At 45.8% G+C, this 16,709-nt stretch carries 14 protein-coding genes and 2 other annotated features; of the genes, 13 read left to right on the top strand and 1 reads right to left on the bottom strand.

Going from position 1 to position 16,709, the window contains the following annotated elements:
* The first annotated feature begins 121 nt into the window (after positions 1 to 121).
* From CEF20_RS07540 to panF, 7 genes are all read left to right on the top strand, one after another.
* Positions 122 to 1,939, top strand: coding sequence for an acyltransferase family protein (locus CEF20_RS07540; protein WP_100331229.1), 1,818 nt, complete (start codon positions 122 to 124; stop codon positions 1,937 to 1,939).
* Between the two features lie 238 nt (positions 1,940 to 2,177).
* Positions 2,178 to 3,479: a homoserine dehydrogenase gene (locus tag CEF20_RS07535; RefSeq protein WP_100331228.1), complete on the top strand. Its 1,302-nt coding sequence runs from the start codon at positions 2,178 to 2,180 to the stop codon at positions 3,477 to 3,479.
* Positions 3,476 to 4,537 (top strand): threonine synthase, encoded by a 1,062-nt coding sequence (thrC, locus tag CEF20_RS07530; protein WP_100331227.1) that lies wholly within the window; start codon positions 3,476 to 3,478, stop codon positions 4,535 to 4,537. Before CEF20_RS07535 ends, thrC begins: the two co-directional genes overlap by 4 nt.
* Entirely contained in the window at positions 4,534 to 5,424 is an 891-nt protein-coding gene (thrB, locus tag CEF20_RS07525; RefSeq protein ID WP_100331226.1) for a homoserine kinase, read from the top strand. The genes thrC and thrB overlap by 4 nt, the downstream gene beginning before the upstream one ends.
* Positions 5,425 to 5,584: 160 nt before the next feature.
* A complete protein-coding gene (locus CEF20_RS07520) occupies positions 5,585 to 6,343 on the top strand; it encodes an alpha/beta fold hydrolase (protein WP_100331225.1) in 759 nt (252 codons plus the stop codon).
* A 110-nt stretch (positions 6,344 to 6,453) separates the two neighbouring features.
* Positions 6,454 to 6,729, top strand: coding sequence for a YhdT family protein (locus tag CEF20_RS07515; RefSeq protein ID WP_100331224.1), 276 nt, complete (start codon positions 6,454 to 6,456; stop codon positions 6,727 to 6,729).
* On the top strand, positions 6,726 to 8,174 hold the full coding sequence (gene panF / locus CEF20_RS07510) for a sodium/pantothenate symporter (protein WP_100331223.1): 1,449 nt from the start codon (positions 6,726 to 6,728) through the stop codon (positions 8,172 to 8,174). The genes CEF20_RS07515 and panF overlap by 4 nt, the downstream gene beginning before the upstream one ends.
* Positions 8,175 to 8,179: 5 nt before the next feature.
* Here the strand turns inward: panF and CEF20_RS07505 are convergent, their stop codons facing one another.
* Positions 8,180 to 9,394, bottom strand: coding sequence for an EAL and HDOD domain-containing protein (locus CEF20_RS07505; RefSeq protein WP_100331222.1), 1,215 nt, complete (start codon positions 9,392 to 9,394; stop codon positions 8,180 to 8,182).
* Positions 9,395 to 9,562: 168 nt separating this feature from the next.
* Positions 9,563 to 9,810 (top strand) — a binding site (T-box leader).
* Between the two features lie 38 nt (positions 9,811 to 9,848).
* Positions 9,849 to 10,089 (top strand) — a binding site (T-box leader).
* Positions 10,090 to 10,205: 116 nt separating this feature from the next.
* Between CEF20_RS07505 and trpE the strand changes: the two genes are divergently transcribed.
* From trpE to trpA, 6 genes are read left to right on the top strand one after another with little or no spacing between them, the layout of a single operon-like run.
* Entirely contained in the window at positions 10,206 to 11,549 is a 1,344-nt protein-coding gene (trpE, locus tag CEF20_RS07500) for an anthranilate synthase component I (protein ID WP_232713470.1), read from the top strand.
* Entirely contained in the window at positions 11,549 to 13,162 is a 1,614-nt protein-coding gene (locus tag CEF20_RS07495; protein WP_100331220.1) for a bifunctional anthranilate synthase component II/anthranilate phosphoribosyltransferase, read from the top strand. The genes trpE and CEF20_RS07495 overlap by 1 nt, the downstream gene beginning before the upstream one ends.
* A complete protein-coding gene (gene trpC, locus CEF20_RS07490; protein ID WP_100331219.1) occupies positions 13,159 to 13,938 on the top strand; it encodes an indole-3-glycerol phosphate synthase TrpC in 780 nt (259 codons plus the stop codon). The genes CEF20_RS07495 and trpC overlap by 4 nt, the downstream gene beginning before the upstream one ends.
* A 10-nt stretch (positions 13,939 to 13,948) precedes the next feature.
* Positions 13,949 to 14,560, top strand: coding sequence for a phosphoribosylanthranilate isomerase (locus CEF20_RS07485; protein WP_100331218.1), 612 nt, complete (start codon positions 13,949 to 13,951; stop codon positions 14,558 to 14,560).
* On the top strand, positions 14,560 to 15,765 hold the full coding sequence (gene trpB / locus CEF20_RS07480; RefSeq protein ID WP_100331217.1) for a tryptophan synthase subunit beta: 1,206 nt from the start codon (positions 14,560 to 14,562) through the stop codon (positions 15,763 to 15,765). The genes CEF20_RS07485 and trpB overlap by 1 nt, the downstream gene beginning before the upstream one ends.
* A complete protein-coding gene (gene trpA / locus CEF20_RS07475) occupies positions 15,758 to 16,540 on the top strand; it encodes a tryptophan synthase subunit alpha (protein WP_100331216.1) in 783 nt (260 codons plus the stop codon). Before trpB ends, trpA begins: the two co-directional genes overlap by 8 nt.
* The last annotated feature ends 169 nt before the right edge of the window (positions 16,541 to 16,709 follow it).

The following is a 16,709-nucleotide window of genomic DNA, read 5'->3' as shown; positions in this document are numbered from 1 at the left end:
CCTGAAGCTACGAAATTCCAAAACATAGATTCATTGTTTTATAATGGGGACAGTGGTAAAATACACAATGACTTTTAGGAAAGAAAGATGATCGGTTATGAAAAGAAAGGAAGCATCATGCATGCGCCGCAAAGACCAGTCTTGGCGGGTGAAGGAACATCGCCGCTATATGCCTGCTCTAGACGGGTTGAGGGCGCTGGCCGTATTGGCCGTAATTCTCTACCACCTGCAGGTTCCAGGAACATCAGGGGGCCTTTTAGGTGTTACGGTCTTTTTTGTTTTATCGGGCTATTTAATCACCGATTTATTGTTGGCAGAGTGGGAGCAAACGCGGCGCATTGATTTGAAGCAGTTTTGGATCCGCCGTGCAAGAAGGCTGCTTCCGGCGATGCTGACTATGCTTATATTAGTCATTGCTTATGTCACCCTCTTTGAACCGGTCTATTTAACTCGTTTGCGTGGAGATGTGCTGGCCGCCTTGCTTTACGTCAGCAACTGGCGGTTTGTATTTCAAGAGCTGTCTTACTTTGACAGTATGCAGCCCTCTTTATTCATGCATTTTTGGTCGTTAGCAGTAGAAGAGCAATTTTATTTGCTGTGGCCGGTTATTGTTTTATCCGTGATGCGTTATTTTCCGAGTACGAAAAAGCTGCGGTTTATTACTGTTTTCGGAGGGGTCATCTCGGCCTTATTGATGGCTTTTATGTATGAGCCTGGAAGTGATCCTAGCAGAGTTTACTATGGAACGGATACGAGAGCTTTTTCACTTTTAATCGGTGCAGCGCTGGCGATTGTTTGGCCCAGCCGAAAGCTTTCTCCTTCTGTAAAGGGAAAAGCGAAATTATCCCTTGACCTTGCCGGGATCGCTAGTCTGGCGGTTCTATTAGGCATGATGGCCTTTTCTGATCAATATGATGATTTCCTTTATTATGGCGGCATGGTGCTTGCTTCTCTGGCAGCCGCTATTGCAGTGGCTGTTCTTGCCCATCCGTCGAGCCGCTTAGCCGCGGCTTTCAGCTGGAGACCGCTGCGATTGATCGGCGTTCGCTCCTACGGCATGTATCTATGGCATTTCCCGGTGATCGTCCTGACAAGTCCGGCCGTGGATACAGGAGAGTTCAATTTAATTAGAGGACTCTTTCAACTGGGGCTCATTTTCTTTATTACCGCATGGTCCTATCGGTATATTGAACGGCCGATCCGAAAAGGAGCTTTAAGAGAAAAATGCCGCGCATTCCTTTTCGGGTCTTGGGGGTGGAGGCGGGTCCCGGCACGGCGTTGGCTGAGCTTTACAGGCGCCTTGGCAGTCTTTTTGATTTCTATGGCCGGTTTATATACGGCTCCCGCGTCAGGTGCAGACCAACCTGCGGAAGTGAAAGAGATGTCCGTTCGAGAAGCTCCAAATGAAGATCATTCTAATGCTGAAGAGAAGCAGGATAAACAGGCTAAAGAGGAGCCGGATGAGACGCGCATCTCTGAGGTCACAGCCGTTGGAGATTCGGTCATGGTCGATGCCGTTCCTTTTTTAAAAGAGTATTTTCCCGATTTAGCGGTCGATGCCAAGGTAGGGAGACAAATGGAAGACGGGATAGAAGTCGTCCGCCGGTTTAAGGAGCAGGGCCAATTAGGCGATGTGATTATTATCGGTTTAGGGACGAATGGCCCTTTTTCCAAAAAACAAGTGAAAGAGATTGTGGAGTCAATCAGCGGGGATCCGCCGATTATCTTTATTAATACACGCGTTCCCCGGCCTTGGGAACACGATGTGAATGCCAGATTAAAGCAAATAACCGCCGAATTTTCAAATGTCACGCTCGTCAATTGGCATTCCGAGAGCGCTGATCATGATCACTATTTTGCCCCCGACGGAATTCACTTATCTGAAGAAGGAGCGAAAGCGTATGCGGCGCTGATATCGGAGGCGGTTAAAAAGTTATAATGAGAGGGAATGGCTTGAAGATAGAGCTGCTTGAGAAAGGAATCAAGCGGCTTTTTCTATTGTCATGAAAAAGCTGCTAACTGTATTGAAAGAAACGATGTTTTTCTGTAAAATTTAGAATACATTGAAAGCTTTTATTTTACTAAAATAATAGGTTGTCAATCGCCTTGAATATAGATATAATGTCTACTATACATAAACAAATGTTCTTGTTAAAAAAACAAAGAGGTGAGGAATAGTGAAGGATAACGTGAAAGTAGGTTTATTAGGATTAGGCACAGTGGGAACGGGCGTAGTGAAGATGATTCAGCAACATCAGGACCAGCTTGTTCACCAAGTAGGCTGTGCTGTATCGATTGAAAAAATATTAGTAAGAAACTTAGATAAGCCTCGAGACATCGATCTTGACAGCCGTTTCCTCACAACCGATCCTTATGAGGTGGTGAATAATCCGGAAATCGATCTGGTTGTTGAAGTAATGGGCGGCATTGATGAGACGCGTCAATATATAATAGATGCGCTTCAGGCGAAGAAGCATGTTGTAACCGCCAATAAGGATTTAATGGCTCTTTACGGTTCGGAATTGCAGAAAGTAGCCGCTGATCACGGCTGCGATTTATTTTATGAAGCGAGTGTAGCCGGCGGTATACCTATTATTAAAGGATTAGCGGATGGGCTTGCTTCCGATAGAATCCAAACCATTATGGGCATTGTCAATGGCACAACCAACTATATCTTAACAAAGATGAATAAGGACGGATTATCGTATGAAGCAGCGTTAAAGGAAGCGCAGGAGCTGGGGTTTGCTGAAGCGGATCCGACGGCTGACGTCGAAGGTTTAGATGCCGCCCGAAAAATGGCGATATTAGCCCGCTTAGCCTTCTCAATGGATATCGACTTGGAGGACGTATCGGTCAGCGGGATTTCCCAAGTCTCTAAAGAGGATCTAAAGTACGGCAGCACGCTTGGCTATACAATGAAACTGATCGGATATGCAGATCAGGAAGAGTCCCGCGCGGAAGTGAGTGTGCAGCCGACGTTCCTATCTCATAATCATCCGCTTGCGTCCGTGAATGACGAATATAATGCTGTGTATGTATATGGTGAAGCGGTCGGTGAAACGATGTTTTATGGGCCGGGAGCCGGAAGCCTGCCAACAGCGACATCCATTGTCAGCGATGTCGTCGCAGTGGTGAAGAATATGCGCCTTGGGGTGAACGGCCGCAGCGTATTTCAGCCGCAATATGAGAAACAGCTGAAGAAAGCGGATGAGCGGTTTGCCAAGTACTTTATCCGTTTGCATATGCGCGATGAAATCGGAGCATTTTCGGAGCTGACTAAATTGTTTTCAACCTATTCTATTAGCTTTGAAAAGATACTCCAGCTTCCGCTTGATGAAAAGGAAGCAGCGGAGATTGTCATTGTTACGCATAAAGCTTCACTGGAGAATTATCGAAGTGTGTTAGAGAAAATGAAGGACTTAGATGTAGTTAAATCGGTGGAAAGCTTTTACCGAGTTGAAGGAGACGGTGCAAAATGAAATGGGAAGGCTTAATCAAAAAATATAAAGAATTTTTACCAGTGACAGAAAATACGCCAGAACTATCGTTAATGGAGGGCAATACACCACTCATTCCGCTTGTGAATATATCAAAGAAGCTGGATGTGAATCTTTATGTGAAGACAGAGGGAACCAATCCAACAGGTTCCTTTAAAGACCGCGGCATGGTGATGGCAGTAGCGAAAGCGAAAGAAGAAGGAAGCAACACAGTCATCTGCGCGTCCACAGGCAATACATCGGCTGCGGCGGCAGCCTATGCCGCCCGCGCCGGCATGCGGGCGATCATCGTCATTCCTGAAGGGAAAATTGCCATGGGCAAGCTCGCTCAAGCGATGATGTACGGTGCCGAAATTGTCTCCATTCAAGGGAACTTCGATGAGGCTCTGCAAATGGTTCGGCACATAAGTGAAAACTCGCCGATCACTTTAGTGAACTCCATCAATCCGTATCGAATTGAAGGTCAAAAAACAGCCGCCTTTGAAATTTGCGATCAATTAGGGAAGGCGCCTGATTATTTGGCGATTCCGGTGGGGAATGCCGGAAACATTACAGCTTACTGGAAAGGCTTTAAAGAATATCATGAGAAATTCGGCACAGGTCTGCCGAAAATGCACGGCTTTGAAGCGGAAGGCGCAGCCGCTATCGTAAAAAATCAAGTAATTGAAAAGCCTGAAACGGTAGCTACAGCGATTCGCATCGGCAATCCGGCAAGCTGGGAGAAAGCGGTAGCTGCTCGCGATGAATCCGGAGGAAAAATTGATCTAGTCACCGATGAAGAAATATTAGAAGCGTTTGAAATGATGACAAAGGAAGAAGGCATTTTCGCGGAGCCTGCTTCTTGTGCCTCCATTGCAGGGATTATGAAGCACCGGAAATCGGGAGACATTCCAGCTGGAGCCACCATCGTCGCTGTATTGACAGGAAACGGATTAAAAGATCCGCAAACTGCGATTGAACGCGTGACGAAAAAGCCGGTTGTTTTGCCGAATGATGAAGAAGCGGTCGTGCAATATATCGAAGGAGTGGTTCGTGCATGAGCGCGCCTGTAACGCTAAAGGTGCCGGCTAGCACGGCCAATCTTGGGCCGGGGTTTGATTCCCTCGGCCTTGCTTTAAATTTGTATTTAACGCTTCACATCTCACCAGCAGACCGCTGGACATTTGAACATCGGTCAGAATTACTGGCGCAATTGCCAGCGGATGAGAACCACTTAATTTATCAAGCAGCGAAAAAAACGGCTGATGCCTATGGCGCTGAGCTAGCGCCCCTGCAAATCGTAATGGAAAGTGAAATCCCCTTAGCCCGCGGGCTTGGCAGCAGTGCGGCTGCCATTGCGGCAGGGATTGAAATCGCTGACCGTTACGCCGGTCTTCAGCTTTCCAAGGAGGAAAAGCTGAAGATCGGCAATCAGCTGGAAGGGCATCCTGATAATATTGGCGCTGCTTTGTTTGGAGGGATGGTGGCAGGCGTTTCCTTTGGAGAGGAAGCGGAGATCGTGCAATTGCCAGCACCAGAAATGGATTTGATCGCTCTCATTCCGCCTTATGAATTGAAAACGGAAGAAGCACGGAAAGCTTTGCCGGCTTCTTTTTCCAGAGCCAAGGCAGCAGAAGCCAGTGCTGTCTCGAATGTTCTGCTCGCTGCTTTGTCCGTAAAGAATTATTCATTAGCCGGTAAAATGATGGAAAGCGACCTTTTCCATGAACCATACCGGGCTGCGCTTATTGATGAGTTCGCCCCTGCCAGAAGCCTTGCGAACCAATTAGATGCCTATGCAACGGTGATCAGCGGAGCGGGACCGACGATATTAACCTTTGCTCCTGAAGGGCATGGGGAGAGAATCAGTGCTGCTTTTGCTGAGCGCTTCCCTCATTGTACAGGAAAAGTGCTGAGTATTGACTGTCATGGCATTCGCTATCCATAAACATATAAAAGCAGGCGCCTCCTTTTTACAAAAAGGGAGGTTGCCTTTCGTTTCAGGATGAGGACTTAAATTGGAAAGACAGCGCTGCAGCGCTGTCTTTTTTCATAATAAACCACTTGATAAGGTTCATACTAATAAAAAATGAGAGGGTGTGGCCTTATTGTCTTACGCTGAGATCCATAACAGGAGAATTTATTATGAAACGGCAGGTGAAGGACCCGTTGTAATTTTTGTTCATCCCCCGGGAATGAGCGGTCTCGTATTTTGTAAGCAGCTCCCTTTATCGGAGCAATGTAAGCTCGTTGTTATTGATTTAAATGGACACGGAAACAGCAGTCCTTCCATTTCAGGAGATCCGAACAGCTTTTTAGAGGATATATTCGCTGTCCAAACAGCGGTGCAGGAAGAACAAGTTTTTTTATTTGGCTATTCGGCTGGGGGAACGGTTGTGCAGCAATACGCCCTCCGATATCCTGAAAGAGTAAAGGGAGTGATTCTAGCGAGCGGCTATCCGAAGGCAGGTCCGCTGCTATTTAAAATCGAGCATGCAATGGCCATCCAATTAGCAGAAAAGACGCCCGCTCTTATGGCTAAGCTGATTTCCAGAAGTCATTTTCATCAATCTGATGATAGAGAAAGAATGTACCAGTCCATGATGAAAGCGAACCCAACGATTTGGCAAAGTTATTACCGGTTTTCTCTGACCTTTGACTGTACCGGCCAACTGTCTGAATGGAGGCTTCCGCTTTTATTGCTTTATGGCGAAAAAGCCCCCATCATCAAAAGGCATTGGGCTTATTATCAAGCGGTCCCGAAGAAACAAATGGTGTTTTTCAAAGAAGGCACACATCAGCTGCCTTCTAAGAGTCCAGCAGACATCCATCCGGTTGTTGCGGATTTTATTCAGCGCTGGCGTTAAATTTTTTATCTTATCCAAAAACATTATTGCATCTGGAGGTTCCATATCGTAATGTAAGAAGGGACTGCAATAGCTGTTCAGCGGCTTCCGGTAAGAAAGGAAGGGATTGTATGAAAGCAATAAAGGAGGATAAACGGTTTCAAGTTGCCAAAAGAGAAGCCGGAATTGGCATCCTGCTGGTCCTCATTAACTTTATATGGTGGTACGGCTTTGCTTTTGGCCTTGGAAGCAGGCCGGTCGAGGACTATACATATGTATTAGGCTTGCCGGCCTGGTTTTTTTATAGCTGCGTTGCGGGTCTGCTTCTAATGGTTGCCCTCGTATGGGCAGCCGTGAAGTGGCTATTCCGGGATGTGCCCTTTGATGAGGAGGGGGATGCAGAGTGAATATGGAAGTCATTTGGCCACTGATTTTATTTCTCTTCATTATTTTCATTATTGGCATTTATGCTTCGCGATATGTTCAAAGCTCCTCTTCTTTCGTTCAGGAGTATTTTCTCGGGAGCCGCGAGCTTGGCGGATTTATTTTAGCGATGACCATGGCGGCGACTTACGGCAGTGCTTCCAGTTTCTTGAGTGGTCCGGGGGCGGCGTACAACTATGGTTTATCATGGGTGCTGCTTGCTATGAGTCAGGTGGCGACCGGTTACTTCGTCCTCATGATACTAGGAAAGAAATTTGCTATTATGGCCCGCAAATATCAAGCTATTACTCTAGTTGATTTTTTATTTGCAAGATATAAGAGCCAATGGGTCGTTGTGCTTTCAGCGGTCAGCATCATTGTGTTTCTGTTTTCTGCGATGACGGCGCAATGGATTGGCGGGGCCCGCCTGGTTGAATCCATTACCGGGCTGTCCTACACGGCCGCCTTAATTATATTTGCGGCTTCGGTTATGTTTTATGTCATGATTGGCGGATTCAGGGCGGTTGCTATTACGGATATGGTACAAGGCTTGATTATGGTTGCTGGAACGGTGATACTTTTCGTTGCCGCTCTAAAAGCCGGCGGCGGCATGGAAAATATCATGACCAAGCTCGGGGAAGAGAATCCGAACTTGTTGTCTCCTTACGGAAGCGACCGCAGTTTAACACCGCTTTATATTTCATCTTTTTGGATTTTGGTTGGAATCGGTGTAGTTGGTTTGCCGCAGGTCGCCGTTCGGGCGATGAGCTACAAGAATGCGAGAGCCATGCACCGCGCACTGATCATCGGCACGATTGTGGTCGGTGTTATTATGCTTGGCATGCATTTAATCGGTGTGATGGCGCGGGCCATTATTCCTGGTATAACAGTCGGCGATAAGGTGATGCCGGAGCTTGCGATGGCCATTATGCCAGAGTGGTTGGCGGGCATTGTATTAGCCGCTCCGATGGCGGCCATCATGTCGACGGTTGATTCCTTGCTGCTGCTCGTATCTTCTGCCGTCATTAAAGATCTATATTTGCATTTTGTAAATAAAAAAGCAGGAGATAAGAAAATCAAAACGCTGAGCCTGACGGTGACAGCTGTGATCGGAACGGCTGTTTTTCTCGTGGCCATGAATCCGCCTGATTTAATTATTTGGTTGAATTTATTTTCATTTGGGGGACTTGAAGCGGTCTTTATTTGGCCGGTTATTTTCGGGCTGTATTGGAAGCGGGCTAACGGTGCCGGGGCTATCGCTTCCATGTTCGCCGGCATGCTGTCTTATATCTTGCTTCACACCTTTTATCCAAATGCATTCGGCATGCATACCGTTGTGCTGCCCATCCTAATTTCGATGATTCTTTTTATTGCTGTTACCCTTATGACCAGCCGTTCTGCCACGAATAACGAGCTTAGGAATTCCTAAGCTCGTTATTTTTGCAGGATTAAACTGCTCCATCTGATGGCTTCATGGTAACAAGATAACAAAAAACGATCGTCAATATGTAAAGATAAACTGCGCTTGATGGCAGCGTCCCAATTTCCTCCTTCTAAATCTCTAGTGAGCTGCAATACTTCGGCAAGGGAGTTCTTTTTCAAGATGAGTGCTTTCTTGACTTCTGTGTCAATGGGCAGCTCCCTAAGAATCTCCTCCATCGGACGAGCAATTAAAGCATCGACCATCGACAGCATGCCGAGCAGAAAATACTTCGAGGACAGTTCATCTGGGAAATATTGATGAGCCAGCTGCTCCAAGGTTTTAGCGCGGATCAAGGATGTGCGGATGATCTCTTCAGGACATTTTGACCCGGAGATATTCAAAATAATGAAAAGCAGCCATTTCTTTAATTCTTCCAGCCCGATAAGCATAACTGCCTGATGGATCGTCTGCACCTTCTCCCGCTGAATAAAGGCCGTTTTGTTTAATAATTTTAACAGTTGATAAGATAAAGACAGATCTTCTTCTATTAAACGAGCCACTTTTTTTATATCCGGAGCTGGACTCGCTATTTCGTCCATGATTAAAAAATAATTTTTGGAAAATTCCGGGATGGCATCGGCGCTGATCAAGGAAGGCTTTTCGAAAAAGAAGCCTTGAAACAAGTGGAAATCCTCTTCAAGCGCCTCCGTGAATTGGCTTCTTGATTCCACCTTTTCAGCAAGCCAGAGCACTTTTGGGTTTTCAATGGCTCTTCTCATTTCTTGGCGCTGCTCCTTGGTCGTCTGCATGAAATCTACTTTAATGATGTCAGCCAGCGGAACTAAGTCCTTGTTTTGATCATTCAGCAAAAAGTCATCTAAAGCGAGCTTGAATCCTGCTTCTTTCAGCTTGAATCCGGCTTGAATCACTTCTTTTGTCGAATGGATATCCTCTAAAATCTCAATGACGATTTGATCATTTGCTAAAAAGCTGGGGACATCCTGCAATAATAAATTTTTTGTAAAGTTAACAAACAGCATCTTCCCGTCAGAAAGCCGGTCAATGCCAATGTTCAATAAACCGTTCTTCAGCACTTCCATTGTCGCTTCGTCACCGCTCATGATGTCTGCGTAAGGTTGGTTGTCTTGTTTGCGATATAATAGTTCATAAGCGACCGTTTCTTCCTTGCGATTAAAAATCGGCTGTCTTGCTACATATACCGTCATAGGAACACCTCACTAATTAAGTCTATTTTACTATTTTTTGCTGTGGAAGGATATAGAATTTTTGAAAATTATTCCTTAATTCTTCGGAAAAAAATAAAAAATGAAATCGGCTGTTGACAAACTTTACTCGATTGAAGTATGATTATTTACAATTAAAAGATGAACATATGTTAGGTGTTGACGAAGAGGAGTAGCTTGTATGAATGCTTCAGAGAGCTGGTGGCCGGTGAAAACCAGTGCGGACGTATAAGCGAATGGACTTCTGAGCCTCCAGACCGAACCATTTCTTTGCAGTAGGCTCTGGCGAACGTCTTATCGTTACAAAAGACATGTATTGAAAGCGCAATGCTTCGATGCAGATAGAGTGGATTGTTAAAGCAATCAATAAAGGTGGCACCACGGCTCCCGTCCTTTGCGATGGGGGCTTTTTGTCGTCTTTTCCATAATAAAGAAGGATAAATCGATGAACAAGAGGAGTAGCTTTATTGGAAATGTGACAGAGAGCTGGGAAAGGTGAGAGCCCGGTACATGGAAATAAGGTGAATGGACTTGTGAGAGGCTGCAGGAAATGTCAGTATGGCAGCCCGGTATCCCCCGTTATCGGGATCAGTATCGGATCATTCTGTACTTGAAAAGCGGAAGCTTGGAAACAAAGCTTCAATGCGAGGTGGCACCGCGGTATAACCGTCCTCCATAGCCAATATGCAAATGGCTATGGAGGATTTTTTTATTTAAAAAAACGACAAATGAGGTGAGGGCTGTGCAAGCAAAAGAAACATTGCCGTACAAGTTAAAAGAATTAGAAGGGGATATGCTGACACCGATTATGCTCTATCATCAACTGGATGGAGACAGGAAGTTCTTGTTTGAAAGCTCCTATAAACATAAACAAAGCGGGCGGTATTCCTTTATCGGCATGAATCCGATTCAAGAGTATAAGGCGACAGGCTCACAAGTTGAGCTTGTCAATGATCAAAAAGAGACGGTTTACAAGCGAAAGGGCCATGGCTTAAAGGAATTAAAATATTTTTTCTCAAAGAAGAAGCTGGCTGATTCCCCATTTCCTTTTTTCGGAGGGGCAGTTGGATATATTGGCTATGATGTGATGTTTCTTGATGAGGTGATCGGCGAAATGCTGGAGGATGAACTGCAAATGCCGGATATTCATTTCATGATTTACGATACTTTTATCGTATACGATCATTTATTGCAGAAAATCATAATCGCAGCGGTGGATTTATTCGGTGAACGGACTGAGAAGGACATGGAAGAAGCGATAGCTGAATATGAAAAATGCATCGAAAAACCAAGCGCTGGATGTGCGGCCGATTCGTTTGAACCGCTTCATTTTAAAGGGAATTTAAGCAAAACGTTCTTTAACCGGATGGTAGAGGAAGCTAAGAGTCATATCATTCGGGGAGATGTTTTCCAGGTCGTTCTGTCTCAGCGTTTAACAGCAGTATTCAGCGGTGATCCCTTCTCACTGTATCGCAGGCTGCGGACATCGAACCCCTCGCCGTATATGTTTTTTCTAGATTTTCATGAATACACCGTTCTTGGAGCTTCTCCTGAAAGCCTGCTCCGCGTAAGAGGCAATCAGGTAATGGCAAATCCGATTGCCGGCACGCGGCCAAGAGGGAAGGATGAGCAGGAAGATCGTTTGCTGGAAGAAGAGCTTTTAAACGATCAAAAAGAAATAGCGGAACATCGCATGCTGGTGGATTTGAGCCGCAATGATCTGGGAAAGGTCTGCAAGCTCGGGAGCATCAAGCTGACCAAATTTCAGAAGATTGAAAAATATAAATATGTGATGCATCTTGTTTCGGAAGTAAGCGGCACATTGAAAGCAGATACGCATCCTGTTGAGGCATTAGCGGCCGCCTTGCCGGCCGGTACAGTGTCAGGCGCGCCCAAAATCCGGGCGATGCAAATTATAAATGAGCTAGAGCCGGTTAAGCGGGGTCTTTACGCTGGTGCCGTCGGATATATTTCTTCAAACGGAGATTTGGATTTTGCGCTGGCGATCCGAACGATGATCATAAAAGATGCTAAAGCTTATGTTCAAGCAGGTGCTGGGATCGTCTATGATTCAATTCCAAAAAAAGAATATGAAGAAACGATCAATAAAGCCAAAGCGCTATTGGAGGTTAAATAATGATTCTGCTCATTGATAATTATGATTCGTTTACTTATAACTTATATCAGCAAATCGGAAGCCTTGGGAAAAATGTGCGCGTTATTCGCAATGATGAATGTACGATAGAAGAAATCGAAGCGATGGAACCGGAAGCGATCGTTCTATCTCCAGGTCCGGGAAGACCTGAAGAAGCGGGCATTTGTATGGAAGTTGTGCGCAGCTTTTATCATCGGTTGCCAATCCTCGGCATTTGTTTAGGGCATCAAGTCATCGCGTCCGCATTTGGAGCCAAGGTTGTTCAAGCAAAGACGATTAAACATGGGAAAGTTTCATTAATCAAGCACAGCGGTACGTCTCTATTTGCTTCCCTTCGTTCGTCCGTCACCGCTATGCGGTATCATTCTCTCGCAGTTGAGAAAGAAAAGCTGCCGCAAAAGCTGGAAGTGCTGGCTTATGCGGCAGATGATGAAGAAATCATGGCTATTCGCCATAAAGAATATCCGGTGTTTGGACTGCAATTTCATCCCGAATCGATCGGAACGAAAGAGGGAGGAGAAATGATTCAAGCGTTTTTCCAGCAATATCGCAAGGAGAGACAGATGAAATCCTTCCTGCTGAAGTTGTCGAACCGTGAAGCGCTGCAAGAAACAGAAATGGCGGAGGCGATGGAAGAGATTTTGCGGGGGAATGCTACAGAAGGAGAAATCGCAGCTTTTCTGGTCGCGCTGAAAACAAAAGGAGAAACGGTCGATGAAATCACTTCATTAGTGAAAGTACTTAGGAAAAATGCACTGGGCACAAACAAAAAGCTGAATCACGTAATGGATAATTGCGGTACAGGAGGAGACGGCTCACAAAGCTTTAATATCAGCACAACGTCCGCCTTCGTTCTTGCCGGTGCAGGAGTGAAAATAGCCAAACATGGCAATAGAAGTGTCTCCAGTAAGACGGGAAGTGCGGATGTGCTTGAACATTTAGGCATTTCTCTGGATTATATGGACGGGGAAATCGATGAATTGCTCGAGGAGAACGGAATGGCTTTTCTGTTTGCTCCCCATGTTCACCCAAAATTAAAGCGTGTGATGAAGGTGCGCCGTGATTTGAAAATACCGACGATATTTAATTTAATTGGTCCATTAACAAATCCAATCGAATTAGATACGCAGCTTGTTGGCATCTATCGCCGCGATATGCTGGAAGTGATGGCGAAAGTGCTTGGGCGCCTTGGAAGAAAAAGAGCGGTCGTGATGAATGGAGCCGGATATATGGATGAAGCATCGCTTTCCGGGGAAAACCATCTCATTTTATTAGAGGGAGGAGAGACAAAAAAGCTGATTATCACTCCTGAAGATGTCAATCTACCTTATTGCGATTTAGAAGCGATTCGCGGCGGAGAGGCCAAGGAAAATGCCGAAATTTTAAGAAGGATTCTTGAAGGAGAAAAGGGGGCTTGCCGTGATACAGTGCTGCTGAATGCGGGCATCGGCTTATTTGCCTGCAAAAAGGCAAGTACCATTCAGCAAGGGGTGGAAATGGCTCGAGAAAGCATTGATTCTGGAGCGGCTCTATCGAAGCTGCACTATTTAATAGATTATTCTAAACGGCGGCAAAAAAGGAAGGTGCTAGTATGACTGTCACTGTATTAGACAGAATATTAAGAAAAAAAGAGGAAGAAGTTGAACAGCTGAAGAGGGATTTTCCATTTGGAATAAGGGTGAACCGAAAAACACACCCATCGCTTTATGAAAGATTTAGGAAATCAAAAACGATGAATATCATTTCTGAAATCAAACGGGCGTCTCCCTCAAAAGGAGCTATTCACTTACATGTCAATCCGAAAGAGCAGGGCCGGTTGTATGAAGAAAACGGTGCGAATGCTATTTCCGTATTAACAGATCAACCGTTTTTTCAAGGATCTATGAAGGATTTAGAAGCGGTTCGTCAGGAGGTAAAGCTTCCGATCCTGTGCAAGGACTTTATTATGGATCCTATTCAAATAGATCGGGCCAAAGCAGCGGGGGCAGATGTGATATTACTTATTGCATCCGCTCTAGACCCGGATGCTTTACGGAGACTGTATGCGTATGCGCAAGAGCAGGAGCTTGATGTTCTTCTTGAGGTCCATGATGAGAAGGAAATGGAGCAAGCTCTTGCGCTTGAAGCGAAGATTATTGGCATTAATAATCGCAATTTAAAAACATTTCAAGTGGACCTGGCCGTTACAGAGCGCTTGCTGAAAGCTTACGGGCGGTCGGATATCGTGTTTGTTGCGGAGAGCGGTATACGCACGAGAGCGGATGTAAAGCGTGTCAGCGAGGCGGGAGCTAAAGCAGTCCTTGTGGGGGAGACGCTAATGACAAGCAGAAATCTCTCTGAAACCTTCAGTCAATTAAAAATAGATTTGTGAGGGGAAGTAAATGAAAGTAAAGATTTGCGGTATTCAAAATTCCGAGGCAGCTTTGCAAGCGAAAAAGCTCGGAGCTGATGCGGTAGGATTTGTTTTTGCCAATAGCAAACGGCAAATCACAGCCGAACAAGCAGAACGGATCAGCGAACAGTTAAAACAGGGGCCATTGAAAGTCGGTGTGTTTGTTAATGAACCGTTAAAAGCGGTACAGGAAATAGCCGAACAGGCGAGTCTTGATATCATTCAGCTTCATGGCGATGAGCCTGAAGAATACGCCCGCAAATTGCATCTGCCTGTCATAAAAGCCTTTCGATACGATTGCGAAGTGCCGCTGTCAGCGATGTTTGACTACCCGGCGGACTTCATCCTGCTGGACAGTCCAAAGGGCCCCTACAGAGGGGGGAATGGCACGCCTTTTGACTGGTCTTCTCTGGAAGGACAATGGCTGGATCATTCGCGGCTAATTTTGGCTGGCGGTTTAAACAGTGACAATATTGAAGCAGCGATTCAACAAGTCTGGCCCTATGGCGTAGATGTCTCAAGCGGGGTAGAGTCGGACGGGGCTAAGGATGTTAAGAAGATGAAAGCATTTATCGAAAAAGCGAAAGGAGCATGCAAGTGATGAAAAGATACAACCAACCAGATGGACGCGGCCATTTCGGAGAGTTTGGCGGCCGCTATGTTCCGGAAATACTAATGCCGGCTGTACTTGAATTGGAAGCCGCCTATGAGGAAGCGATGAAAGATGAACATTTTGTTCAGCGGCTGAATGATTACTTGAAGGATTACATCGGACGGGAGAATCCGCTTTATTATGCCGAAAACTTAACGAAGAAGGCTGGCGGTGCCAAGATCTATTTAAAACGGGAAGATCTGAATCACACAGGTGCTCATAAGATTAATAATACGATCGGCCAAGGCCTGCTAGCACTTCGTATGGGGAAGAAAAAGGTAGTGGCTGAAACAGGGGCGGGACAGCATGGAGTGGCAACTGCAACCGTGTGTGCGCTGTTAAACTTAGAATGTGTCATATTTATGGGAGAAGAGGACATTCGCCGCCAAAAATTAAATGTGTTCCGAATGGAGCTGCTGGGTGCGAAAGTGATCGGAGTAAAGCAAGGAAGCGCCACGCTGAAGGACGCAGTCAATGAAGCGCTTCGGTACTGGGTGACGAATGTAGAAGATACTCATTATATTATTGGCTCGGTGCTTGGGCCTCATCCTTTTCCAAAAATGGTCCGTGATTTTCAAAGCGTCATCGGTATGGAAACAAAAGCGCAAATGCTCCAAAAAGAGGGGAAGCTTCCGGATGCGGTGGTGGCCTGTATCGGCGGCGGCAGCAATGCGATGGGAATGTTCTATCCATTTGTGAATGAAGAAGGTGTCAGGATGTATGGAGTGGAAGCCGCGGGCAGCGGGTTAAACAGCGGCTATCACGCTGCATCGCTGACAAAAGGTAAAGCAGGAGTGCTGCATGGCAGCAAGATGTACTTGCTGCAAGATGAAGCCGGCCAAATTCAAGAAGCACATTCCATTTCCGCAGGTCTCGATTATCCCGGAGTCGGCCCTGAACATAGTTTGCTAAAAGATATCGGCAGAGTTGAATATTCCTCCGTAACCGATGCGGAAGCGCTGGCAAGCTTCCAAATGCTGGCGCAAACAGAAGGAATTATTCCCGCGCTAGAAAGTGCACATGCCATCGCTTTTGCCATCAAGCTGGCTGAATCAATGACAGCGGAGCAATCCATTGCTGTTTGCTTGTCAGGAAGAGGAGATAAGGATGTGGCAGCGGTTCAAGCAAGGTTAGGAGGGGATAGACATGAGTAAAAAGAAAATAGAAACGGTGTTTCAAACATTAGAAAGAACAGGCAAGAAAGCTTTCGTTCCTTATATTATGGCTGGAGATGGCGGAATGGAATCGCTGAAGGAGCAGCTGCTGTATTTGCAGGAAATTGGCGTGACCATGGCGGAGGTGGGAATTCCGTTTTCTGATCCGGTCGCCGATGGCCCGGTGATCCAAGAAGCCGGAAAAAGAGCGTTAGCCAATGGCGTTACGCTCCATCAGGTGTTAAATGAGTTGAATAAAATGCAAGCTGAGCTTGTCATGCCGCTTATACTAATGACTTATTATAACCCGGTTTTTCAATACGGTCTGGAGAAGTTTGCAAGCGACTGCCAAAAAGCCGGAGTGTCCGCGGTGATTATTCCGGATCTGCCTATTGAAGAAGAAGAGGAAATTAGCGCACCAATGGAAAAGAATGATTTAGCTCTGATCCATCTTGTCACATTGACGAGCACAGAAGAGCGCATGGAGAAAATAATGCAAGCGGCTAAAGGATTCATTTACGCTGTAACGGTGAAAGGAATAACCGGAGCAAGAAACGGCTTTAGCAATGACGTTCCTGCTTTCTTAAGAAAAATGAAGGAAAAAAGTCCGGTGCCGGTGCTCGCTGGATTCGGCGTATCAACAAAGGAGCAGGCTGAAGTGCTCAGCCAAAGCTGTGACGGGGTGATTGTCGGCAGTAAAATTGTAGACCTGTTTCACAAAGGCCAGAAGGAAAGCATTCAATCGCTCATTCCTGATACAGCCCAACTCCATTAAGTCGCAAGGCTGCCCCTAAGATAAAAAACTGGGGCAGCCTTGTTCTCTGCCTCGCGTGAAGGCTGCCGCTTCCCATATACATATAGGGGTATTTGACAAAAGGAGAAAATGCAGCTAAGATACAGAAAGGATTACAAAACTGCTAATTATTTTTTTAAATCTTTAAATA

Origin of the sequence: Bacillus xiapuensis (assembly GCF_002797355.1) — a bacterium.
GTDB classification, from domain to species: Bacteria; Bacillota; Bacilli; order Bacillales; family Domibacillaceae; genus Bacillus_CE; species Bacillus_CE xiapuensis.
This window is presented reverse-complemented; position numbering and strand designations above follow the sequence as displayed.